At 44.7% G+C, this 24,999-nt stretch carries 20 protein-coding genes; 11 read left to right on the top strand and 9 right to left on the bottom strand.

From position 1 onward, the window contains the following. Nucleotides 1-7: 7 nt before the first annotated feature. Complete coding sequence (locus OCW38_RS15425; protein WP_016766981.1) at nt 8-2,194, bottom strand: metallophosphoesterase family protein; 2,187 nt, start codon at nt 2,192-2,194, stop codon at nt 8-10. A gap of 510 nt (nt 2,195-2,704) precedes the next feature. Here OCW38_RS15425 and OCW38_RS15420 point away from each other — a divergent pair. From OCW38_RS15420 to OCW38_RS15405, 4 genes are all read left to right on the top strand, one after another. After that, nucleotides 2,705-3,853, top strand: a complete 1,149-nt coding sequence (locus OCW38_RS15420; protein WP_012601124.1) for an S-(hydroxymethyl)glutathione dehydrogenase/class III alcohol dehydrogenase — start codon at nt 2,705-2,707, stop codon at nt 3,851-3,853. A 157-nt stretch (nt 3,854-4,010) separates the two neighbouring features. After that, the gene (gene fghA, locus OCW38_RS15415; protein WP_016766980.1) at nt 4,011-4,850 is read left to right on the top strand and encodes an S-formylglutathione hydrolase; all 840 of its coding nucleotides are present in this window, start codon (nt 4,011-4,013) and stop codon (nt 4,848-4,850) included. A gap of 222 nt (nt 4,851-5,072) precedes the next feature. Further along, nucleotides 5,073-5,474 (top strand): hypothetical protein, encoded by a 402-nt coding sequence (locus tag OCW38_RS15410; protein ID WP_016766979.1) that lies wholly within the window; start codon nt 5,073-5,075, stop codon nt 5,472-5,474. A gap of 230 nt (nt 5,475-5,704) precedes the next feature. Continuing rightward, complete coding sequence (locus tag OCW38_RS15405; RefSeq protein WP_010432825.1) at nt 5,705-6,442, top strand: NUDIX domain-containing protein; 738 nt, start codon at nt 5,705-5,707, stop codon at nt 6,440-6,442. Between the two features lie 143 nt (nt 6,443-6,585). On the opposite strand, the gene exaC is transcribed toward OCW38_RS15405, so the two are convergent. Next, complete coding sequence (gene exaC / locus OCW38_RS15400) at nt 6,586-8,106, bottom strand: acetaldehyde dehydrogenase ExaC (RefSeq protein WP_016766978.1); 1,521 nt, start codon at nt 8,104-8,106, stop codon at nt 6,586-6,588. Between the two features lie 330 nt (nt 8,107-8,436). Between exaC and OCW38_RS15395 the strand changes: the two genes are divergently transcribed. After that, nucleotides 8,437-10,233, top strand: coding sequence for a sigma-54-dependent Fis family transcriptional regulator (locus OCW38_RS15395; protein WP_010432822.1), 1,797 nt, complete (start codon nt 8,437-8,439; stop codon nt 10,231-10,233). A 107-nt stretch (nt 10,234-10,340) separates the two neighbouring features. Then, entirely contained in the window at nt 10,341-11,819 is a 1,479-nt protein-coding gene (locus OCW38_RS15390; RefSeq protein ID WP_016766977.1) for a cryptochrome/deoxyribodipyrimidine photo-lyase family protein, read from the top strand. Here the strand turns inward: OCW38_RS15390 and OCW38_RS15385 are convergent. Next, complete coding sequence (locus tag OCW38_RS15385) at nt 11,812-12,663, bottom strand: LysR family transcriptional regulator (protein ID WP_016766976.1); 852 nt, start codon at nt 12,661-12,663, stop codon at nt 11,812-11,814. The two genes, OCW38_RS15390 and OCW38_RS15385, sit on opposite strands and share 8 nt — an antisense overlap. A 97-nt stretch (nt 12,664-12,760) precedes the next feature. Between OCW38_RS15385 and OCW38_RS15380 the strand changes: the two genes are divergently transcribed. Then, entirely contained in the window at nt 12,761-13,408 is a 648-nt protein-coding gene (locus OCW38_RS15380) for a glutathione S-transferase family protein (RefSeq protein ID WP_016766975.1), read from the top strand. A 69-nt stretch (nt 13,409-13,477) separates the two neighbouring features. On the opposite strand, the gene OCW38_RS15375 is transcribed toward OCW38_RS15380, so the two are convergent. The 3 genes from OCW38_RS15375 to OCW38_RS15365 form a co-directional block, all read right to left on the bottom strand. After that, on the bottom strand, nt 13,478-14,923 hold the full coding sequence (locus tag OCW38_RS15375) for a sucrose-6-phosphate hydrolase (RefSeq protein ID WP_016766974.1): 1,446 nt from the start codon (nt 14,921-14,923) through the stop codon (nt 13,478-13,480). Beyond that, a complete protein-coding gene (locus OCW38_RS15370; RefSeq protein ID WP_016766973.1) occupies nt 14,920-15,879 on the bottom strand; it encodes an aminoimidazole riboside kinase in 960 nt (319 codons plus the stop codon). Before OCW38_RS15370 ends, OCW38_RS15375 begins: the two co-directional genes overlap by 4 nt. A 195-nt stretch (nt 15,880-16,074) precedes the next feature. Further along, nucleotides 16,075-17,514: a sucrose-specific PTS transporter subunit IIBC gene (locus OCW38_RS15365; RefSeq protein WP_010432806.1), complete on the bottom strand. Its 1,440-nt coding sequence runs from the start codon at nt 17,512-17,514 to the stop codon at nt 16,075-16,077. A gap of 234 nt (nt 17,515-17,748) precedes the next feature. On the opposite strand from OCW38_RS15365, the gene OCW38_RS15360 reads away from it, so the two are divergent. After that, nucleotides 17,749-18,735: a LacI family DNA-binding transcriptional regulator gene (locus tag OCW38_RS15360; protein ID WP_016766972.1), complete on the top strand. Its 987-nt coding sequence runs from the start codon at nt 17,749-17,751 to the stop codon at nt 18,733-18,735. A gap of 167 nt (nt 18,736-18,902) precedes the next feature. Here the strand turns inward: OCW38_RS15360 and OCW38_RS15355 are convergent, their stop codons facing one another. The 3 genes from OCW38_RS15355 to OCW38_RS15345 form a co-directional block, all read right to left on the bottom strand. Next, nucleotides 18,903-20,276: a carbohydrate porin gene (locus OCW38_RS15355; RefSeq protein WP_016766971.1), complete on the bottom strand. Its 1,374-nt coding sequence runs from the start codon at nt 20,274-20,276 to the stop codon at nt 18,903-18,905. 493 nt (nt 20,277-20,769) lie between these two features. Continuing rightward, nucleotides 20,770-21,177, bottom strand: coding sequence for a hypothetical protein (locus OCW38_RS15350; RefSeq protein ID WP_010432797.1), 408 nt, complete (start codon nt 21,175-21,177; stop codon nt 20,770-20,772). A gap of 172 nt (nt 21,178-21,349) precedes the next feature. Beyond that, on the bottom strand, nt 21,350-22,681 hold the full coding sequence (locus OCW38_RS15345) for a ferredoxin reductase family protein (RefSeq protein ID WP_016766970.1): 1,332 nt from the start codon (nt 22,679-22,681) through the stop codon (nt 21,350-21,352). Between the two features lie 259 nt (nt 22,682-22,940). Here OCW38_RS15345 and OCW38_RS15340 point away from each other — a divergent pair, with 259 nt between their 5' ends. The 3 genes from OCW38_RS15340 to OCW38_RS15330 all read left to right on the top strand — a co-directional run bounded on the left by OCW38_RS15340 (nt 22,941) and on the right by OCW38_RS15330 (nt 24,986). Continuing rightward, nucleotides 22,941-23,642: a flavin reductase family protein gene (locus tag OCW38_RS15340; protein WP_016766969.1), complete on the top strand. Its 702-nt coding sequence runs from the start codon at nt 22,941-22,943 to the stop codon at nt 23,640-23,642. Between the two features lie 135 nt (nt 23,643-23,777). Beyond that, nucleotides 23,778-24,569 (top strand): CLCA_X family protein, encoded by a 792-nt coding sequence (locus OCW38_RS15335; RefSeq protein WP_032544918.1) that lies wholly within the window; start codon nt 23,778-23,780, stop codon nt 24,567-24,569. A gap of 93 nt (nt 24,570-24,662) precedes the next feature. Then, complete coding sequence (locus OCW38_RS15330) at nt 24,663-24,986, top strand: DUF4144 domain-containing protein (RefSeq protein WP_010432783.1); 324 nt, start codon at nt 24,663-24,665, stop codon at nt 24,984-24,986. Nucleotides 24,987-24,999 lie beyond the last annotated feature (13 nt).

Genomic DNA, 24,999 nt, shown 5'->3' with positions numbered 1-24,999 from the left:
GCAACGTTTAGTTTACTGTCGTAGAGCCTCTAAGAATATCGCGCTTCACTTCACCTTTCAGATCGGTCAGTGTTTGCTGGTCGATATCAATCAAGAAGTGGTCACTCGCTTGGCCTGTTGCGAATTTTTCAAGAATGACAAACAAGCTACCAAAACGAGAGCGGAATACCTCTCCCACGGTATATTGGCCAAGGTCACCCAGTTCAGAATCCACCGTACCATCAAATTCTGAAAGCTCTCGGCTTAGCAACTCGTATTGGCGAAGTTGTGTTTCACCGATATCACGGAATGCCAGTTCGTCTGCATTACGTAGTCGGTAGAAATCTGTCGCTAGTAGCTCACCGCTCCACTCTGCAAAATCAGCTAATTCTAGTCCTTCTAAAGAAGCCAGCTTTTGAGCAACAACCTTAGCTGTCTCCCAATCTCGTTGGAATTGCTCGTAGTCATCCACACCATTTTCAACACAAGTACCTACGTCGTAGCCGAGTTTGTTCGCTAGCTGACAGACCGTGAAGTTGGTTTGTAGCTGAGACATAATCATCATCTCTTCACCGTTCATTTCCATGATCATAGCGCGCATCTCTAGCGGCCAGTCACCCGGAAGGAAACGCAGACGCGTTAGTTCACGGATGTGCCAATCAGTCAGTTCGTAGTAGTTTTCTGAATCCAAAATGTCTTTGTTCCAGATTTTCGCTTGTGCTTCTGGGTCTCCGACTGCAGCTTGAGTAAGGTACTCATGCTCTTCTTCATAGTGACTGAATAACTCGTTGTAACGTGCCACTTGGTCGATAATTACTGTCTCAACTTCGATCTGATTATCTGGGCGAATATTTAAGAGCTTATATGCAGGAACATAACCCGCTAGCGATGGTGCTTGGATATTAAAAAGGGTGTGCTGAACGCCATCAATATTGAAGCTCTTCTTACCTGTATCGTTAAAGTGCATGTGACCGCCAACGTGGATATTTAAGCCAGTCGCTGCCAATGCGCGGCTGGTATTGTCGTCAGGCTCACGTGCAAGTTGGTGGCTACCTTCACCAAACAAGTCTTCAATCTCTTCAGAAGCGCCGTTATAGAAATCGGTCATCGGGAAGTGCGAGAAGGAAACCAGCGTCTTGTTCTGCTCTTTCGCCGCCTTTACCACATCAGAGATCCAATCGATCACATGCTCTTTGTGAGTCAGCATCATGTTGTAACCAGCGTTGCTTGAACCGTCAAACGTGCCACCATCGACAGAATTATCAGACGAGTTTTCTTTCGGGCGATAAACGTTCGCGTCGATCGCCAACAACCAAAGTCCTTTCACTGGCTCTACTAAGTAACTGGTATCCGGCACTTCAGAACAACTTGTGTAACCATTTTCTTTGTAACTGCCACCTGTGCCTTCGTAACAGATCTCATACATGCGTTTATCAAAGGCCGCTTCTTCTTTCGCTAAATCATAGCTGTAATTAGTTCGAGCTTGGTCGGTGCTGTAAGGGGTTTCAAAGTAGAGGTAATCTTGTTGAGGGTAGAAGCCGTGAGTACCAAGGATACTCATGATCTCTTCATAGCCCCACTCACGTACTTCTTCAGTACAAATCGTGTCTAAGCTGTCACCTTGGCCTGGAATAGTTGTCCACTCATCGTCATAACCAACACACTCTTCTTTACCAAGGCTGAAGATGCGTTGTTCTTTACCACCTTCTCCTAGGTAATCAGATTTACCTGCGGGAATTGTAAATGGACGCACTGGATCGTGGTTACCAGGTGCTGCGAAAAATTCAAGGCCGTGTGTATCACGGTAATGGTCAAAAATACTAACCAAACCACGCATATGGACTGGCTGCCCGTCATCACTAAAGTCACCTGGCAAGGCCACATACTTCACACCACGCGCAACCACATCATCAAGTGCCGCTATCATCGCAAAGTAGTTTTCATTGAAAAGACGAGTAGAGTTCATTTGAGATTCCATCGTTCGAATTGTCGCATACTCACGACTATCCGAGTTGTAGAGTCCTGCGAACGAACCGTCTTCAAATTTACCGTAAACATCATGGAAGTGGATATCTGGCATGAATGCGACTTGTACTGCGCTCTCTAGATTACCGTTGTCATCACCTGGTGAACTATCACTTGGCGAATTCGAATTGCAACCAACCAGTGTGGCTGCTATCAAGCCTGACAGTACGGTCAATGTACTCTTTTTCATTTTCTCTTCCCAAAAAGTTAGAACTAAAAATTTGGCGAGGAGATTAGGTGAGAAAAATGACATTATTGTTTCGGATATCTTACAAAACGTTGCAGACAGAGCACTTATGCGACCTTGCTTCAATCCTTAAAATTCAATTAGTTAGTAACGATTATAAGTATTGATAACTCTATCGTAGGAATCAGTTATTAATATATAAGCTGGCATAACACAACCACTAAAACATCAATGATAACTATGCATTCAGACTATTTGGATAAGTAGCCCTCCATCAAAACCCGACTCGATCTGAATAAAGTAATTACTGGGAACACAGAGCAGATCTTCATACTAACTATTACAAATACGTAATAATCATTTTCTATTTAAGAGGATTATCAAAACATGCACTCACACCTATACTAGCTCCAACAAAACGAGAGAGCGGAAACAATTAAGCTCAACTACTCTTAACGGGTTGAAGCTAATTGCACAGTTATCCGCTGTACTGACATATATAGGAAGCATCCAATGACAATCGAAATTAAACCTGGTCAAACTCATATCAAATCAAAAGCAATGGTTGCATGGGCAGCTGGCGAGCCACTAAAAATGGAAGAAGTTGATGTACAACTTCCTAAAGCTGGTGAGGTTCTAGTTCGCATCGTTGCTACTGGTGTTTGTCACACTGACGCATTCACATTATCAGGTGACGATCCAGAAGGTATCTTCCCTTCAATCCTTGGTCACGAAGGTGGCGGTATCGTTGAGATGATCGGCGAAGGCGTTACAAGTGTTGAGATTGGCGACCACGTTATCCCACTTTACACAGCTGAATGTGGCGAATGTAAGTTCTGTAAATCTGGTAAAACTAACCTGTGCCAAGCGGTTCGTGAAACGCAAGGCAAAGGCCTAATGCCAGACGGTACAAGCCGCTTCTCTATCAATGGCGAAACAATCTTCCATTACATGGGTTGCTCGACTTTCTCTGAGTACACGGTACTTCCAGAAATCTCTCTAGCGAAAGTAAGCAAAGAAGCACCACTTGAAGAAGTTTGTCTTCTAGGTTGTGGTGTAACAACGGGTATGGGCGCGGTACTGAACACAGCTAAAGTTGAAAAAGGCGACAACGTTGCTGTATTCGGCCTTGGTGGTATCGGTCTTTCTGCAATCATTGGTGCTCGCATGGCTGGTGCTGACCGCATCATCGGTGTTGATATCAACGAGAGCAAATTCGAGCTAGCTAAACAGCTTGGCGCGACCGACTGCATCAACCCAACTAAATTCGACAAGCCAATCCAAGACGTTATCGTTGAGATGACAGACGGTGGTGTTGAGTACTCTTTCGAGTGTATCGGTAACGTAAACGTAATGCGTCAAGCACTTGAGTGCTGCCACAAAGGTTGGGGCGAATCAGTAATCATTGGTGTTGCGGGTGCAGGTCAAGAGATCTCAACTCGTCCATTCCAACTAGTAACTGGTCGTGTATGGCGTGGTTCTGCTTTCGGTGGTGTTAAAGGCCGCTCTGAGCTTCCAGAAATCGTTAACCGTTACATGGCAGGTGAGTTTGGTCTTCAAGAGTTCATCACTCACACAATGGGTCTGCAAGACGTAAACGAAGCATTCGACCTAATGCACAAAGGTGAATCTATCCGTACTGTTCTACACATGGATAAGTAACACCCCTCGGTCTCGGCACTTAGGTGTCGAGACCACAGTTCTGACTTAACCATCAGAGCGAAACTGTCTTCACCACCTCCTGCCCGGTGGGTGGTGAAACTTTAGATAATATAGACATGTTATTCCCCAAAACCATCAACCTAACGGAGCACAATAGATGACAATCGAAAACATTAGCCAAGCAAAGGTTGCTGGTGGTTGGCACAAACAATACACCCACTTTTCTGCAACGCTTGACTGCAACATGCGTTTTGCGATTTTCTTGCCGCCTAACGCAAGCAAAGAAAACCCAGTTCCTGTTTTGTATTGGTTATCAGGCTTAACCTGTACCGATGAAAACTTCATGCAAAAAGCCGGCGCGTTCAAAGCTACGGCTGAGCAAGGCATTGCCATTGTTGCCCCAGACACAAGCCCACGTGGCGAAGGTGTTGCCGACAATGAAAGCTACGATCTCGGCCAAGGTGCAGGCTTCTATGTGAATGCCACTCAAGCACCATGGGACAGCCATTACCACATGTACGATTACGTGGTAACAGAGCTTCCAGCATTGATTGAATCTTTCTTCCCTGTGACTTCGGTGAAATCGATTTCTGGTCACAGCATGGGCGGACACGGTGCCCTAACGATTGGTATCAAAAACGAAGATAGCTACCGTTCTATCTCGGCATTCAGCCCAATCACCAACCCAATGCAATGCCCTTGGGGACAAAAAGCATTCAACCAATATCTAGGCTTAGATATTGAAGAATGGAAGCAATACGATGCCTCTGAGCTTCTAAAAACCAAAGGCACTAAGCTGCCAATGTTGGTTGACCAAGGTGAAGCCGATAACTTCCTGATTGAGCAGCTTAAGCCTGAGCAATTAGTCGAAGCGGCTAAGGTAACCAATGCCGATTTAGAGCTACGTATGCAGCCAGGTTACGACCACAGCTACTACTTCATCTCTAGCTTTATTGATGAACATATTGAGTTCCATGCCGCTTACCTAAACAAGTAATCACCGTTATTTAACCCACACCTTGCAACCGTAAGGTGTGGGCTTTTTTATGACTGTTCATTACTCGCACAAATAAATGTAAACCAAGGTTTATGAACAGTGTGTCAATTCATTCAAACTTCCTAACAGACAGGTGTCGCCTTCACTTATTCATACTCTTACAATCAGCAAATCAAACCTGTTACCATAGCGTCTTCAACATCACCTATTTTGAAGGTTGCTATGAAAGCAATTAAGACTCTTTTCTTCCTGATGGTTTTATTGAGCGGTCTGTTTACCGCTTGGCTGTTTATCCCGATTCCAGCGACCATGGACAAGCAAACGCTTGATGTTCCATTAACGGAACCATTCAAGCTTGTGGCGTACCGCAGCAACCCGAATGACGCGAGCAAGCCGCTGACATACCACTACTATGTGATTTCAGATGTGGTTGGCGTGGACGACATGGACCCGTTTTTAGTTACCACAGACCAGTTCGTGAAGCTTGGCGAATTCGACGAAAACACGTTCAATTTAACGGTTAACGGCAAGATCGAGAGCTACACCAACGATTTATGGATCAAAAAATCTGACGGCAAGCTTCAGCACTGGTACGTGAGTATTGATGCAAACTATATTCGTTAGCGTCGAACCCAAATAGACCCGACTCTAAAACTGCGCTTTAGCTTCCAAGCGCAGTTTTTGTTTCTAGCGCAATTTTTTCAAGCCGCCCGCTTTAAACTCTCCATCACTTTTCCACCACTGCCGTGTTCTTAAAAATACTACAATCAGAGCAGGTTTTATAAGCTCTTGAGATAAGATAAGCTCCACCTATACTCGACTCCCAATAAATCAAAAATAATAAAGGATCACCCGTGGAATTTACGCTCGACAAATTTAACGGCATCATCATTGACCCAGCAACAGCCCCTCACGATGCTGATTCATTCAATGCCGAACTCAGCGAGATCACCGAATTTTCAAATCAGAACAACAAAGGCATCATTTGGATTAGCTTGCCTATTTCATTGTCGCACCTTATTCCGGTGGCGACTGAACTTGGCTTTGTATTTCACAACTGTCTAGAAGACGAGATTACGCTGATCCATAAATCTGAGATTGTAGAGTTTGTGCCTTTCATCCCCACCCACACTTTGGGTGCAGGCGCATTGATCACTAACGAACACAACCAAGTGCTGATGATCAAAGAGCACGGTATGACTGGCTACAAGTTACCTGGCGGTCATATTGAGTTGGGCGAAGGCATTGAAGAATCAGTAATTCGAGAAACATTGGAAGAGACAGGTATCGAAGCCACATTCGTTTCTGTGGTTGGCATGGCGACAAGGCACCCGTATCAATTCGGTAAATCGAACCTCTACTTTATTTGTCACCTTATCGCGCAAACCCAAGAGATTTCGATTCAAGACACTGATGAAATTGCAGAAGCTAAATGGATTGATGTTGAAGAATATATTAACAACCCCGACAGCTACCCGTTTAACCGCCAGTTGGTCGGTACTCTGATCGGAAAGCAAGGTTTGGAGCTCACTCAGTTAGAAGGCAACTATGGCCCTGTCCACAAGCCAGAGATCTTCTTTTCGCAAAGCTAGAACGATTCAAGCATAAAAACGCCCAACTCAAATGAGTTAGGCGTTTTGCTTTCACTTTTTGTTTTTCTTAATATAAGCCAACTGCGTTGTTAATTATTCTTTGTACCCATGATTCATTCTCATACTTTTAAAACAAACCAGTATTAGAAGAAGCCCAACGGATTAGTATCGTAGCTAATCAACAGATTCTTCGTATTTTGGTAATGATCGAGCATCATCTTGTGCGTCTCACGACCGATACCCGACTTCTTGTAACCACCAAACGCCGCGTGTGCTGGGTAAGCGTGGTAGCAGTTCACCCAAATACGACCTGCTTCGATGTTGCGTCCCATGCGATACGCTAGATTTGCATCTCGAGTCCACACACCTGCACCCAAGCCATATTCGGTATCATTGGCAATTTCTAGTGCTTCCGCTTCGTCTTTAAAAGTGGTTACCGCGATAACAGGGCCGAAGATCTCTTCTTGGAAGACACGCATCTTGTTGTTGCCTTCGAGCATGGTTGGTTGAATATAATAACCGTCCCCCAAATCATCAGGTTGTTGCGCAATTTCACCACCAGTTAGCACTTTAGCGCCCTCTTGGCGACCTATCTCAAGATAGCTCAGAATCTTATCAAACTGCTCTTTTGAAGCTTGCGCACCCACCTGAGTATCGGTATCCAATGGGTTACCTTGCTTGATGGTTTGCGCACGCTCGATCACCTTGGCGATGAACTTGTCGTACACCGATTCATGGATAAGAACACGCGACGGACACGTACATACTTCACCTTGGTTGAAGAACGCAAGCAGCATGCCTTCGACACACTTATCTAGGTAATCGTCTTCATGATTGAAGATATCTGGGAAATAGATATTTGGAGATTTACCACCAAGCTCAACCGTTGAAGGAATCAAGCTTTCAGCCGCACATTTCAGAATATGATGTCCAACTTCAGTTGAGCCAGTAAACGCCAATTTAGCCAAACGATCACTGGTTGCCAGTGCTTGACCCGCTTCGCTACCAAAACCATTAACAATGTTGACCACACCTGCAGGTAGAAGATCGGCGATCTTCTCCATCATCACCAAAATTGATGTGGGTGTTTGCTCAGCTGGCTTCATCACGACACAACAACCCGCCGCTAGCGCAGGTGCTAACTTCCAAGCCGCCATTAGAATCGGGAAGTTCCAAGGAATAATCTGCCCCACCACACCAATCGGTTCTGGGAAGTGGTAGCTTGCTGTGTTTGAATCTAACTCTGCTGCACAGCCTTCTTGCGCTCGAATACAACCTGCAAAGTAGCGAAAGTGGTCAACAACCAAAGGAATATCTGCCGCTAGCGTTTCACGAACTGGCTTGCCGTTTTCCCACGTCTCCGCGACTGCAATTTCTTCTAGGTTCGCTTCAATACGATCGGCAATTTTAAGCAGGATGTTTGAGCGTTCCATCACGCTAGTCGCAGCCCAACTTGCACGAGCAGCATGCGCGGCATCCAATGCTAAGCTAATATCCGCCTCTGTTGAACGTGCCACTTGACAGTAAGCCTGACCGTTAACAGGAGAAATATTATCAAAATATTCGCCACTCACAGGCTTAACCCACTCACCACCAATAAAGTTATCGTATTGAGCTTTAAAGTTCACCACTGCGTTATCACTACCCGGCTGTGCGTAAATCATAGTTCGATCCTTCTTTGATTTTATTATTCAATGTTGTATTTGTTTTATTGAACTTGTGTTGTTGAAAATACACGGCGCTTTCTCGTGAGAAGAGAGTCACCATATTTATACTTCCTGTTTAAAACACTGATACTTCATGTTTTCTTTACAACAGTAACAACGCAAATCACACGCCAGAACTTCAAACCTTGTTGTTAACAAAATGTAAAACTATGATTACCAAACGTTTACAACCTAAAGTGAGTTGGCATTGAACGGACGTATGGAGACCACTCCAGTGTTCAACTGTTCCAATTTGGTACACCCTCACTGTTACGACATGGAACAGTCATGCACCTTCAACAAGCAAACACATCAGATTGGCTTTCATCCTCTTGGCATCGCAGCACAGAAGCAGGCCTAAAACAGAGACGACTTCCCGAAGACATTCGCCTGCCGCAATCCATTCTTAAGCAGCGACGTCACCAATCATCTGACTTGATCCACATTGTCGAACGTAATGCCCTGCCTTTGTTCAATCAGATGTTTGCTCGTACTGACAGCCGCTTAATTCTGACGGATATAGAAGGGGTGATTCTGGCGAGCTGGGGACAAGAGCGGTTTAAAGAGAAACTAACTTCTATAGCACTCAGCTCAGGAGCGTGTTGGCAGGAACAACTTAAAGGCACTAACGCAATAGGTACTGCGATTGTAGAAGCCAAGCCAGTAACTATCATTGGCGAACAGCACTTCATCCACCAGCATCGATTTATCAGTTGTTCAGCAAGTCCGGTGTTCAATCATCAAGGTCAAATGGTTGGCGTATTAGACATTACCAGCGAGCAGCAACAGCACGACAGTTCGGTGCAATTGCTGGTACAAAATATGGTTCAGCTTATTGAAAACCAACTTTTGAGCCATATCCCACAAGGCTCGACTCGTATTGACCTCGCATGTGAGAAATCGTTGCTGCACAGTGGTTGGCAAGGAATTGTGATAGCAAACGAAGCTGGCGAAGTACTAGCGCACAATCAGGTTGCCTCTCAACTACTGGATCAAACCTCGATCGTTGGTGAATGCATCGACACTCTTTTCAACCGAACCTCATTAGATACGCCATTCGTATTTGAAAAACAGCATCTCAAGCAGCCAACCGCAAAACGCACTCGCTCTATTTCGGCATCGTGCGATTTGCACCATGGCGAGCAACAAATTGAACATGCTTGGCAGCAAGCCAATAAGGTAATCGACAAAGGGATCAGCCTCCTAATCTTAGGAGAGACGGGCGTTGGAAAAGGCGAATTTGTTAAAGCATTACACAAGCAAAGCCAGCGTAAATCGTCGCCCTTAGTTGCAGTGAATTGCGGTGCGCTACCGAAAGATCTTATCGAATCCGAACTGTTTGGTTACGCACCAGGCGCGTTTACTGGCGCAAGCCACAAAGGATTCCAAGGTAAGATCCGCCAAGCAGATAAGGGAATCCTGTTTCTAGATGAAATTGCCGACATGCCTTTGGAAGCTCAGTGTCGATTGCTGCATGTTCTGCAAGACAAATCTGTAGTGCCTGTGGGTTCAAACCAAAGCTATCAAGTAGATTGTCAGATCATCGCCGCGACTCATAAAAACTTAGAGCAGCTAGTCACAACCGGAGAATTTCGACAAGATCTTTATTATCGCTTGAACGGCTTAGCCTTCACTTTACCAAGCCTACAACACAGACAAGACAAACAAGCCTTAATCGAAAACATTCATAATAAATACGCTGAAAACCAACAAGCAATCTGCCCACATTTGATGAGTTTGTTATGCGCCTATTCTTGGCCTGGCAATATCCGCGAGTTAGACAACTTACTTAAAGTCGCTGCCCTACTCGCCGGTGAGGAAGCACAACTCACACTAGAACATGTACCGAGCCATCTTGCTCAACAGCTGACATCGCTGACAGAAGATAATCATCATAAGCCCATGGCGCTTAACACCATCGAAAGTACGCCAAAGTCAGATTTAAAAAGCACCGTTGAAGATACTTTGCTACAAACCTATCAAGCCAACCAAGGAAATATCAGCAAGACATCACGAATACTCGGCATCAGCCGCAACACTATTTATCGAAAACTGAAGAGCTTAGGGATTATTAATAAACAATAAGTACCCGACACTCTTATTTGTGGCTTTTCTTTGCAATAAAAAATTGCACATCTAGTGAGAAATTTTGACCTCTGCTACGTAATGCTTCAAAACGACAGAGGGTTCAGATGCAAACAATTAACATAGTGTGGCTAAAACGAGATTTACGCCTTACCGATCACGAGCCATTGCAGCAGGCTTTATCAGAGCAACACCCAACGGTATTACTTTACATCTTTGAGCCCATGCTGTTAGACAATGCGCATTATTCAGAACGGCACTGGAGATTTATTTGGCAATCGCTCCAATGCATGAACCTGTCATTGAGCGAGCATGGACATCAAGTATCAATACTCTATGGTAACGCTATCGACTGCTTCGAAGCGGTCCAATCTCGTTACCACATCCAAAATGTATTCTCCCATCAAGAGGTAGGCTTAAATTGTACTTTCGATCGTGACAAGCAAATTTCTGACTGGTTTCAAGAACACAACATCTGTTGGCAAGAGTCTGCTCAGGGCGCTGTCGTCAGAGGGGCGAAAGACCGAATCGGTTGGGATAAACACTGGAACAGTGTCATGCGCGCCCCCATAATCCAAACCAAATTGACAACAGAATCATTGCATACTCTGGATGCTAATGAGCTTGGGTTAGCAATAGTGCCTCCAGAAGCCTGGTTAACCAAAAGCAATGGTATACAAACGGGCGGCAGTACGTTGGCATGGGCAACCTTGCATGACTTCTTTCAGCGACGAGGTCGCGATTACTACCGTAGTATCTCAAGCCCAGAAGCATCGAGACATGCTTGCACTCGCCTGTCCCCGTATTTGGCTTGGGGTAACATTTCGCTGCGTGAAGTTTATCAACATCTGTTGGAACACTGGCAGGTCGCAGGCTTTCGTCGTAGCCTCATCGCTCTCTCTTCAAGGCTTCATTGGCACTGTCATTTCATACAGAAGTTTGAATCGGAATGTGACATGGAATTTCGCTGTGTAAATTTCGCCTATGAGGCGCTGTTGTACAATGAAACGGTAAACGACCCAACACGATTAAAAGCATGGAAACTCGGTTTAACGGGAGTGCCATTGGTCGATGCCTGCATGCGTTGTTTGCATCACACGGGGTATATCAACTTTCGGATGCGTTCGATGTTAGTGAGCTTTCTCACTCACCACATGAATATGGACTGGCGAAATGGCGTGACTCATTTAGCGCAACTCTTCCTCGATTTCGAACCCGGTATTCATTATCCGCAGTTTCAAATGCAAGCTGGAGTAACTGGAATCAATACCATAAGAATTTATAACCCAACGAAGCAAGCACAAGAACACGACCCCGATGGTGATTTTATTCGAAAATGGGTTCCAGAACTCTCAGAGGTTCCGACGCCATTATTATTTGAGCCCTGGAAGATGACGCCGATGGAAATGATGATGCATAAATTTGAACCTAACTCTCCTTACCTCAATCCTGTCATAGATCTCGAAACCAGCGCAAAAGAGGCACGGGTACGTTTATGGTCATGGCGAAAACTGACTGAGGTAAAGCAAGAAAATAGTCGGGTCTTATCTCGGCATGTCAGGCCATCAAAGAAGAAATCTAATTAGTTCCCAACTCGACAAGTTGATTGAGCACTTCTTTATCCAATACTGGGTGAGGTTTACTGGCGAGAATAAGCACAATGTCCACCGAAGGCAGTGGAGGCATGTCTTCAAGGATCTTCAAATCAGGGGTAACACTGAGCTTACCCATCGCCCCAATAGCTAAACCGGCCTTCACGATCGCACGCTGCGCCGAAGCAGTATTACTGCATGCCAACAGTTGGTAAGACGTACCTTGCTTGGTTAAACCGTTCACCGCCGCCGCGTGATACTTACAATCAGTCTGAAACAGCGCCAATGGAACTGGCCTAACGTCATCAAACGCAAACTCAGGGCTACTAATCCAAACTCCGACATCATGAGTCAGCCAATATCCCTCTTCGCTGTCAGGCGCTCGGGTGACAATCGCTGCATCTAATCGGCCATCATCTAGCCACTCTCTGAGCGTAATACTTGGTAGGCTGAATACTTGAATAGAACAGGTGGGTTCTGCTTGCTGCAACAGTCGAATCACTTTCGGAAGAATGGTGTCGTTGTAATCTTCTGGGCAACCTAACCGAAGCGGCTGTTTGTCCCCATATCGCTTTACCTGTTTCAGGGCCGAATTGTGGAGGGCAACTAATTGCTCCGCGTGAGAACGTAGCGCTAAGCCCGCTTCAGTGAGCACAAGATTGCGTCCTTCTTTTTGAAAAAGAGTTACATTAAGTTCTTCTTCCAACTTACGCATCTGAGCACTGAATGCCGATTGGGTGCGGTTGATCTGTTTCGCGGCTCGCGTGAAGCTGCTGGTTTCCACAAAAGCGAGAAAGCCTCGCAACGCATCAATATCCATATTGAACTCACCACCCATCGCTTTTATTAATGTATTCCATCAAAATTATCCGTTAGTGCTCCGCAATACAATCCCCTAAGCTCAAAACATACTCACCAAACGCAAGGAAGCACCTATGCAGCTTTATATTGGAAACCAGAATTACTCAACTTGGTCATTACGAGCATGGCTGATATTTGATAACTACAACCTGAATACAGACATCATCAAGCTTAAACTTTTTACCTCTGATTTCTACGATACGTTGGCTGCCGTTACACCAACGGCCAAAGTTCCAACCTTAGTCGATGGTGATATTGCCGTCTGGGATTCGTTGGCCATTCTTGAATACGTCAACGACGCACATTTGAACGGCGCGGCATGGCCTAATTCAGTTGCAGATCGCGCCCATGCCCGAGCAATTTCTGCAGAGATGCATTCTGGGTTTTTTGCCGTCAGAAATGAAATGCCGATGAACTGCCGAGCTAAAAGAAAGCTCGTTTTGAGTGAAGATGCACTGAAAGACATCGCTCGTATCGATGCAATATGGTCTGCACAAATGGAACAATACCCAGAGGAATGGTTGTTTGGTGAATGGTCGATTGCCGATGCGATGTTTGCACCTGTGGCTTTACGTGTAGAAACCTATGGAATACAACTTTCCGAAAAGGCATCACAGTATCAACAACGCGTGCTTAACAGCCCTTCAATACAAAAATGGTTAGCAGAAGCAAGCTTGGAAACCGATGTGGTTGAAGAGGATGAAGCCGGTCAACTCGCTTAAAATATGAAGTTCACAAGCTTAAAAAGGCCGCTGGTAAACAGCGGCTTTTGTAACTGAAATGAAAGAGGACTATTCATCCAACCCTTTAATTGAACTCATCGAGTGATAAACGGCTTCCATGTCACCGGCAATCGACAACAACTTCAAATCATCGATGAAGAAACGACTGGTCATTGTATGTTTACCGCCATTGATAAAAATTTCGATCACCGATTTATCGACATAAACTTCGATAGTTTGCTCAACACTTAACCTCGGCGCTTTTCTCACACAGCCAAACTCTTCCGCGTAAAGTTGAGACATCTTACTGCGATCAAGCATGAATTCCGTCTCTGTGGCACTGAACACGATATTCTCGCCCGCGGCGTTGGCAAGCGTAAACTCAAACTTGTCCGCACCTGTTTCGATCTCAATCATGAAGCTGGTTGTATTCAGTTCAAGAGTGTTCTCAACCACCACAGCCTCACCCTGCAGCGCTTTCGATTCAGGTAAAGCAGATTGAACAAGATAACCATCTTGGATTTTCAACTCACGAGGTAATGACAACATACCCGCCCATTGGTGCGCTACAGATGGAGCGTCGATATCAGGAAGGCCTACCCAAGCAATCAAGATCCGGCGACCGGAATCGTCTAAGTAAGTCTGAGGTGCGTAAAAATCAAATCCGTAATCAGGCTGCGCGATATCTTGATGGTTTTCAAATTCCATCGAATCTAAATTCAAACAATCACCAACAATGTAAGCCACTGAGTAAATATTTTTAAAATCGTACGGATTATCGCTAGAGACACCTTGTGGAGAAAACAACATCACTGACTGGGTATCTATCTCGAAAAAGTCAGGGCATTCCCACATATAGCCAAGATTGTTGTAACGAGTTTGAATAGAACCTTTATGCTGCCAGTTCATGAGATCACGACTTCTGTACAGCGCCATTGAACCACGTTTTTCTTGGGTCTGAGCCCCAACAACCATCAAGTAATCGTCACCGTCCTTCCACACTTTTGGGTCGCGGAAATGTTCTGTGTAGTGTTCATTTTCGATAACCACACCATGCTTTTCTATTTGCCCTTTGACGGACATCTTTGCAACACACTGAGTTGAGGACCTTTCCCAGTTTTCATCACGATGATTTCCCGTGAAGAATAAAATAGCTTCGTCGTTTTCAACGAGAGCTCCACCAGAATAAACCCCATGAGAATCGTAGTCTTGATCTGGATGCAGTCCAATGCCATGGTCTTCGAAGTGAACAAAATCTTTTGTAGACAGGTGATACCAATACTTCATGCCATGAACAGGGCCAACCGGCGTCCATTGGTAAAAAATATGATGCTCGCCGTTGAAGTAACACAAACCATTTGGGTCATTCAGCAAGCCAAATTTGGGAGCAATATGGTAACTAGGGTATCCAGAATCTTGCTTACGCTGTTTTACCATCGCATCCATACTGTCTTGAGAAATCTGCTCTACGCGACAGTACCTTTGCTCTACTGTCCAGTTCGAATTCAAACTCATACACTCTCCTCTACGGCATTCGTATTTGAAGAGTCTTTTTGAATAAACTGAGTGAGAGCCTCTTGCGTGGGAAGTGCGGTCATCGCGCCTTTTTGCGTGATTGCCAATGCACCGCAACCATTCGCCCACTGAATTGCAGAATCAACGACTCGTTGATTATTCCACTCTTCATGTTGAGAAAGCTTTGCAAGCAAACCGCCAACAAAAGCATCGCCTGCACCCGTGGTATCCACAGGCGTCACTGAGCAACCTGAAATCAACACACCTTGGTTTTCAAATACTCGCCAAACGCCTTTCGCGCCCTGCGTAACCAAAACAAGCCTGTTGTTAAGATCTGCAATGTTAGCTAAACCTTGTTCGATAGAAGTTGAATCGGTTAAGAAATCCAGCTCTTCTTCTGAGAATTTAACCACATCAGCCAATTCAACCGCTTTCATGACCACAGACTTAATTTCAGATGGGTTTTGCCATACTTCATCACGAAGGTTTGGATCGAAACTGATGTAACCGCCCGCGGCTTTCATGCGTCGGATAGCTTCAAAGGTACTGCTTCGGCTTGGTTCATTAGCTAAAGAGATTGAGCAGACGTGTAACCACTCGTTTTTCTTAAATTCGGGAATGTCTTCAACAGACATAAACTGGTCGGCACTTGGCTTAACCATAAACGTAAAACTGCGCTCGCCTTGGTCATCAAGATCTACCACCACGGTTGATGTGCGTTGTTCAGGGTCCTTCACCAAACGCTCGGTATTCACACCTTCCTTTTGCAGATTCACTTCCATAAAAGTGCCAAACGGGTCGTTACCCACTCGGCCGAAAAATGCGCTTTTGCCTAAAAGGCGAGAAATCGCTACCGCGACATTGGCAGGCGCACCGCCCGGACATTTCAATAATGTCGAGTCAGTCTCCGGAATGAGGTCGACGACAGCGTCTCCAGTTACCCAAACTTGATTCATCTTTCTTACCTTAAAACTGAAAATCATGACAACCGAAAGCGATGGCCATCGAAAGCAGTAGCAACCGAAAGCAAGGTGACACTTCACGCTGTCATATAAAAATATAAAAAGGCTAGCTAAGCCAAATCACCTAGCTAGCACCCCAAAGCTTAGGAAATGAAGTGAAAAAGGGGGCTTCACTTCTAGGGAGAAACGTTAAGCTGTTGCTTTAATGTTTTGCTTGCTGCGCTCACGCAGACCTAAAACAACGGTCAGAGCAAAGGCAGTCACGAACGCGATAATCATACCTACCACGTAGTAGCCAATTTTTTCTGGTGATATTGAGATGATGCCCGGAATACCCGCCGCACCCAGTGCTTGTGCTTTCACATTGAACATAGTGATAAACGCGCTTGAAACCGCAGCTGCACAGACCGCAGCAATGAATGGATAGCGAAGCTTCAAGTTCACACCGAACATTGCAGGTTCAGTAATACCAAGCAAACCGGTCACACCAGAAGGAATCGCGATACCTTTCATTTTCTTATCTTTACTCATGAAACCAACCGCCAGTGCCGCTGCACCTTGTGACACGTTAGACATCGCCGCGATAGGGAAGATGAACGTACCGCCAGTCGTTGCGATATCCGCAAGCAGCTGAGTTTCAATAGCAATAAAGCTATGGTGCATACCAGTAATAACGAACGGCGCATAAATTAAACCAAATACCGCACCACCAATGAAGCCAGCGCTGTTGTATAGCCAGTTAAGACCGTCACCCAGTAAGAAACCGATATCACGTGTAAATGGACCCACAACCGTAAATGTCAGAAGGCCAGTCACGAAAATAGCCAGTAGCGGCGTTAGCAAGTTATCCAGAACCGAAGGAATAACTTTACGTAGGCCAAGCTCAACTTTCGCTAGAATAAACGCAGAAACAAGAACGGGCAGTACTGAACCTTGATAGCCCACTTTCTCGATTTCGAAACCTAAAATGTTCCAAACTGGAATACTGCCCGAAACCGATGCGCCACCGAAGCCCCAGCCGTTAAGCAAGTCTGGGTGAACCATCAACATACCTAGAGCCGCGCCAAGGTATGGGTTACCACCAAACTTCTTACTCGCTGAAAATGCTAATAAAATAGGTAGGTAGACAAAAGGAGCATTAGCAAATGTATTGATCATGTTTGCTAAGTCGGTCAAACCCGGATTAGCGTCGATTAAAGATTTGCCATCAATGAACAAGCCTTGAGCCGTCAATAAGTTGTAGATACCCATCAAAAGACCACCAGCAACAATCGCCGGAATGATTGGTACAAAAATATCAGACAGACCTTTCACTGCGCGTTGCAGGATATTTTGGTTGTCAGCACCTGCAGACGCTACATCGTTGGTCGACATTTCCGTCATTTCAGTCAGCTTAGCCAACTCAGCATAAACTTGGTTTACGATGCCTGAGCCAAAGATGATCTGATATTGACCTGCCACTTTAAACTGGCCCTTAACCCCTTCTAGGTTATCAATCGCCTGTTCATCAATTTTGTCTTGGTCTGCAACCGCAAGACGCAGACGAGTCGCACAGTGTGCAAGTGCGGTGATATTACTTTTACCACCTAATAGAGAAAGCAGCTCTTTTGCTATTTTTGGATAATTCATTACATACCCCATTGGATTATCATTTGAGCTTTTGAATTTTCGGGAACGTTTGCAAAACAAATTTTTGCCTATAAATAACAAATGATCAAAGATAATGGCTCCATAATGTGAGAATGATCTTTAAATTATCTCCCTAGGATGAAGTGACAAGGTTAAAATCGCCTTACAAACAGGAAATGTTATTCCAGGTTTGCAAACAATCCCAAAACTAAAATTACAAATGGATAATGAATAATGGCTAGTCTTCATGATGTTGCTCGTCTCGCTGGAGTTTCCAAGTCGACGGTTTCTAGAGTAATCAACGATGAATATGGTGTAAAAGACGCGACCAAAGTGAAGGTGCGTAAAGCGGTCGAAGAGTGTGGCTATCTCCCAAACCAAGTCGCTAAAGACTTGAAATCTCAGAAAACCAATCTCGTTGGTGTGATTGTCCCTAGGGTTTCTTCCCACGCTACCTCTCAAGGTGTCGACGGTTTAACCGCAGTCTTAGAGCAAGCGGGCAAGCATGTTTTATTAGCGAGCACACACCAAACACACCACAAAGAACTTGAATATATTCAGATATTTAACCAAAAGCGAGTAGAAGGCATCATCCTATACGCGACTCATCTAGACAAGCAATTAGTTAAAGCCATTCAAAGCTCTGCTGTGCCGGTGGTATTGGTTGGTCAAGACGGATCTATGTTTAACATCCCAAGCATTGTGCACGATGATGCACGTGTAGGGTTCGAAGCGGGTAATCGCCTAATCGCGAAAGGTTGTAAGAATATGGGGTTCATTGGCGTTCAAGGCGATGACATCGCGGTCGACAAGATGAGATCGGAAGGATTTACTCAATCGCTCCAATTCAACGACCTCACACTGCAATTTCACGCGCGAGGCGACTTCACCATAGATTCCGGCTACCAGCTGGCTAAGCAGTCTCTCAAAGAGCACAAGAAGCTCGACGGCCTGTTCTGTGCCACTGACCGTATCGCAATCGGTGCGATCAGAGCGATTCAGGAAGCAGGGTTCATTCCAGGGAAAGATGTATTGGTGCTCGGTGTGGGTGACGATGAACTCGCTTCCGTATGCACACCAACGCTGTCTACGTTTAACTATGCGTTTGATAAAGCGGGAGAAAATGGAGCCAAACTGTTGCTCGACCGTATTGAGAAAAAAGGCTTTGAAATGAGTAAAATGGTGCTGACCTTCACCACCATTGACCGAGAATCTTGCTAGTTAATCAGTTCAACAGCTAGCAAAAAGAGCCAGAGTATTAACTAGTCAAACATCTAAACACAGATGCCAAAATGCCAACCTACAAGTTAAAATGATAAGGTTGGCATTTAATGATGCAAATATCACATCATGATTGACGATCTCTATCTCAACGATATATCAAGCAATTAGAACCAAGTTTCCATCTGCAGTGCAAACAGAACCTCGCCGCCCTCTCCCATCGTTGCTGCATCTGCCTCAGTGCTGATCGAGTAACCATTCAGGTCTTCACTCCAATCTACATAGCTTACAGCGAAACGTAGTTCTGGTCGGTCAAAAAAACCAGTGCTGGTTGAAAGCTTCAGTGTTGGTGCAACTGTCGCTTTGTAGAAACCTCCGCTCGCTTGCTCTGTCGAGTTGTCTAAATCCATGTACTGCAATGAACCTTCGTAAACCATCTCAAAGTTTTCTGAGAGCTCTTGAGCTAATCGAAAGTTTAAAGAAGCCCATGTGAACTCGTCATTCTTCTTCAGACGGTCTTGGCTATGCTCTGCCATCAATGCAGGCGCTAAACGCCAGTTGTCGCCAATACGAGTGACGCCGTAGCTAAACAGGCGAACGGCTTTTGCGTCATCCAGCAGGTCACCATTGGAACCGATGCCTTTTAGCTCTGCACCTAGGCCGCTACCCACTAACATGCCCGTTTTAGAGAAGCCTTCGCTCAAACCAAAGAAGTTGTCTCCATGGTACGTAAACATTGCATGTACACCGCTTTCAGCAGCACCATTTAGGCGACTATCGTTGTCTGCTGAAGTCATGCCACTCAACATAACTTGCCATTGGCCAATACGGTTATTCATCGTTGCAATGTAGTTTTCTACATCTGTCGATGAACTATCAATCTCACCAAAATCTCGGCCATAAATAGAGAAATTCGCTTTCCAGTTTTCGCTCATCTGAACGTCGTAAACGCCCGCACCAGTACCTGATAAGAAGACAATATCCGAATCGAAAAAGTGAATATCAAAATTGTCACGATCGAATCGTTTACCCGCCCAAAACGTTGCTTCAGAAAACGCTTCGGATTCAGAGAACATGCTCAGACGGTTCAGTTCTGAATACACTTGTCGTACATTCAACTGGCTTTCACTGGCTGTCCATTCGTTATTTGTTTCAGTACTGTCGGCTAACATGATACGAAACAAGGCACTAGAACCATCATCCGCAAAACGCTTGTGAATCAAGTTCGCTTCAACGTAATGATCATCTTCCACACCAAGTCGTCCAATAGGCGCACCAATCGCACCCGCCGCTGTCATGTAAGGACCAGTACCTGTCGCGCCGTTTAGGTCGTCGTTGATCAATAACCCAGAGCGCGCATAGCCGTGAAACTCAAACGAAGAAGCCTTTTCATTGGCTTCGGTAGAAACCTGCTCCGTTTGTGCAACTCTTTGTTCTAATTCATTAATACGTTGCTCTAATGCTGCAACGTCTTCACTTGCTAATACCGATGTAGTCATTAGCCCCATTGTTACAGCAACCGCTAAAGTGTGTAGTTTCATTCTTATGTTCTCACGTTAATTGTTTTGGATTATTTGCAAACGTTCCCAAAATAATTCGTAAGCGCATTTCGGCTTATAATTTTGATGTATAAGCTCTATATCGAAGAAGAAATAGAAATCAGTCGTGTTGATTACTTCACTTTTGTATCTGGGTGGATGATAGATCGATAATTTCGGGAACGTTACCGAAAATGCATGATTCTGATAACTTTGTCACAAGTGAAATTGATTAATGGGCTAAAAATAGTGTATCGCGCACATAGCTCAACGAATAAAAACGAGCCTATGATTGAGCCTAAGCGTATTAAAGTCTTCCATTGAAGCGAAGGTAACAATTAAGTGAACATCAATTAGGAAAAGCAGAGGCAAAGCCTGAGGTGAAATTTTCAGGCTTTTTAAATGCAGAACATTCTCACCAACAGTGGGAGATGTTTTCGAAGCTAGGTTAGCCTTTCTAGCCGTGGTTGAAAAAGGTATAGATTCGTTGAAGCCGTTACTTTCTTTTACCCTGCTCAACTAGCTTTTCATTCCATGCCGTATTACCGTCACGTTTAGAGACATCGTATTCAGAACAGAACTGCGAGATAGTCATATTGTTATCGCCAGTCGCTAGCTTTAATGCTAATTGGACTTGTTGAAGTTTGCTTTGCAGGCGCAAGATTTGACCTGCATTTGGACTTTTCTCTTTGGCATACTTTAAGGCGGCATGTTTACGCTCGGCAGCACCTGCTCGGCGATCCGCTTCTGATAGCAGATATTTTAGCTGAGCAACACTCTTGCCTTTCTTGAAAGCAGGGTCGAGCAGCTCAACACATTCATCAAACGACGGATTGATAACATATGGGTCAACTTTATGAGCTTGTTGACGCATCCACTCTAGTGCGAGTTTTTCATCTGACATAATTGAATCTTTACCAAATAAATAGCCTTATATGGTATCGCTCAATAGCAAACTGCTGCAATAGCAAATTGAGCGAGTTCGTACATTTTTAGACTTTCCGCGTGGCTGCTGTTATCAGCCTCAGCCCCAAGAAGCTATCTTACTCCGAATTAAAGACGCGTATTTCATCTGATCAACGCATCACAAATAATTCTTCATGGTAATTTTTTTCAATATTAAATTGATACGCATCGAGCTCTTTTTTCAGTGATTTTGAGAATAACTCAGGCCCACAGAAATAGAGTTCGTAATCATTTAGATCACCACATCGGTTCAAAATTTGCTCTGCGTTTAACCGTGGTGAATGAGCAGTATCTATCACGTTCAACTTCACGCCTACTTGATGTGCGAGATGCCATAGTTCATCGACTAAGTTTTCATCAACGCCGCGAGTGCAATAAAACAATTCAATCCGAGGATGACTCGTCTTTATTTTGAGAGCTTCTAGTGTCGCAAAAAATGAAGCGATCCCGACTCCACCAGCAACCCAAATTTGTGGCTTACTTAGGTCAAACTCAAGACGCCCATAAGGCCCCTCAATTGTGACACTGTCACCAATATTAACTCGACCATACAAATCTGTAGTAAAATCGCCTAGCTCTTTGATCAAGAAACGGAGTTCTGACTCTTCACTACCTGAAACGATGGTAAATGGATGCGGGTCTTCATTGCCAAAGCATAAATACGCGAACTGTCCAGCTTTATGGCCTTGCCAAGATACATTCGGCTTTAATATCAATTCCATTACTGATGCTTGGGGGAAATAGCGAGTCGAAACTACAGTGGAAGAATGGCGATTACGACGCCCAACAAAACCTAATAAGCTGTATACCGCCGCAATAGAACCCATCACAGCAAAAGCCAAAGTTAGGTAATAAATAGGCTCACCCCAATACGCTCGTTTGATAAGTAACACCGAATGAAAGGCGAGCAATAGATACGCCAACGACATAAGGCGATGTGACAGTTTAAATGGTTTGTACTTGATTGCCGCCCATAACGAGGCAACAAGTAAAACAAGCAATAAATAGAACCCCCACTCCCCGATGTTCTGAGCAAAACCACGTAATTCATTGGCCCAAGCTTCCCAACCAGACAAAACACCTTGAGGGCCTAAACCGTCATGATGAATCGGTTTCTCCAGCACTCCAGACATAACCAACCACTTAGGGACTTGGTACCACAGCCAATGCGCGACACCTAGAGACACCCCACCGATACCAAGCCACTTATGCACGCGATACGCTTTGTCCATACCGTTAAGCCAATTCTCGATCATAGGAAAACGCATCGCTAACAGCATGGCTATCGACATCAACATCAGAGACAAAATACCCGAATACTGAATCATGGCCGAGCGCCATTCAAATACGTTATTTGAAGCGAAGAGTTGCGGTTCCATCGCAAACCAAAATACTGACATCGTGGCAACCATTACCCAAATGACATTACGAACTGTTTTCATTTTTCTGCACTCTCATAGACTATAACTTTACTTTAGTTTCTGGGATGTAAAGAGAAGTCAAAGTGCGTAAATCTATGCAAAGAGTTATCGCTGCGGAAAGAGAAACACCACATAACGAGTAATGACCTCGCGTAATTGTCACTAGCGTCACTCTAAATCGCTATTTAATGAAAACCTGTTGATCGATAGAGAGTAGTGCTGCGTACATATTGATCCGTTAGTGAGCAAAGTTGTGATAAAAATGAAAACTAGAGAAAACATGAAGGACGTCACCCTTGCAAAGCATGATCTGCAAACAATGGATCAAAGGCATCGGACTCGCTTGATTAACTCTCTGTCGGGGTTCAAAAGCGCTAACCTTATTGGTACCTGCGATAAAGAAGGCTTAGATAACCTTGCGGTTATCAGCTCGGTCGTTCATTTAGGATCGAATCCACCATTGTTTGGCTTTATCGTGCGCCCCAGTGAAAGTAGACGCCACACATTAGAGAATATTCTAGAAACGAAGCACTTCACCATTAATAGCATTGGTGCAGAATTTGTTAGAAAAGCGCATCAAACTTCGGCTCGCTATCCTAAACCAATCTCAGAATTCAATGCGGTCGGTCTCACGCCATATTACGACGATGTATTTCCAGCCCCGTTTGTCTTGGAAAGCCCACTGAAAATAGGCTTAACCTTCAAAGAGAAAATTACAATAGAAAGTAATCAAACTCAGATGTTGATTGGTGAAGTTATTACGATTCACGCACCAAAGCGCGCCATGATGCCGGATGGCTACCTCGATTTAGAAGCGTTAGACTTGGTCACAATATCAGGATTGGATAGCTACCACGTCACTCAAAGACTGCATCGTTTAAGTTATGCAAAACCACACGAGTCTTTGTTTCCTCTGACTCGCGAAGGTAACCCAACCTCATGGGAGGCTTTTGAATTTAATCTAACTCATTTTGATCGGTAATTTGCAGTCAAAAGTGCTAACTTCCTTTAATCACAAGAGATGCAGCTCAAAGTGGCTCCAAAAGGGTGCAACTAAACATCATGCAACCCCAAAATAGCATCTCATTCAACCCTATTTCTGTTTCCAAGGCCCCCTTTGAAGCTAACCCACTTTAAATACAAGACTCGTAAAGGCCCAGACTACCGACATGGCGATCAGGTGTCTTTTATGGACATCAAACAGACCTTTGGTATGGGCAGCATTCGTGTCGGAGCTTGGGTGACGAAAGAAGAGAAAGAATTGGCTGCAAATCTGATATTCGATTCTTTAGCAGATTTGGCCTATATCTTGGCTCTACCACCTGAAGCAATTGGCCTTCGAGGCACGTTAGGTTTAGCATTCGGCAGTGGTGGTAGAAAAGGTGTACAAGCACACTACGCCCCAAATCAAAGAGAACTCGCCCTAGCCAAGAACGCCGGCGCTGGTGCGCTAGCGCATGAGTTCTGGCATGCCTTTGATCACTATATAGCTGAGAAAGCATTTGAGATTGGCGATACCTCAGGTCCTCGTAAGCAGATCTTGTTTGCCACCGATTGTTGGTTGCACGATAGAAAAGTACGGCCTCATCCATTAAACGAGTATTTGATGTCTCTCTTCGATGCTACCCTGCTAAGCGACAACAACCTGGATAAACACGATTACGTTGCACGTAGTGTTATTGCAGACAAAGCAATGTCTACCCGTTACTTCTCACTACCTACAGAGATGATGGCGCGCGCCTTTGAAGCTACCATAGAATCTTGCTCAGAGATCGAAAACTCTTATTTAGTCGATGGTACGACCAAAACGGATATGCTCCCTCTCTATCCAGACCTCACGCATCGCAAAGAGATTTATCAAGCACTCCAAGGTTATTTCGCGCCGTTGGGTCGTTCTCTAAGTAAGTAACGTTTTAAATCGTTAGGAGGAATAGGTGATCCAACAGCGGAAAGTGTTTATAGTCGGTACTCAAATTTCAACATCCATGATTTAGAGGCAGTAATGATCAGTTGGCCATCTTTGGTAAAACTCGACGGTGACGATGAGCTTATTTACGTCGCATCCGAGAACGATTTTCAGGCAGAATGCTCAGACATGATCTTGGGCGAAGATGATTATCTCATTGATTCTGAAGGCGATAGCTACTCGCTTCAATCAAACTCAAATCAACTGTCTCTAGCGAAACGAGCAAACCAATATTCGGTTGAAAGCGTGACTAAACTTATTCGAAATCACGAGTTCCAGAAGGCAGAAGTGTGTCTGATGAAGATCCACTTCCTGACCATTGAAGAAGCGATTCAGTCTTTGGCTTTTGAGCCACGTTAATATTGGTTTAGAG

It is taken from the genome of Vibrio cyclitrophicus, assembly GCF_024347435.1.
In the GTDB taxonomy this organism is placed as follows: Bacteria; Pseudomonadota; Gammaproteobacteria; order Enterobacterales; family Vibrionaceae; genus Vibrio; species Vibrio cyclitrophicus.
Note: the sequence above shows the minus strand (reverse complement) of the source record. Positions and strands in the feature narration are given on the sequence as shown.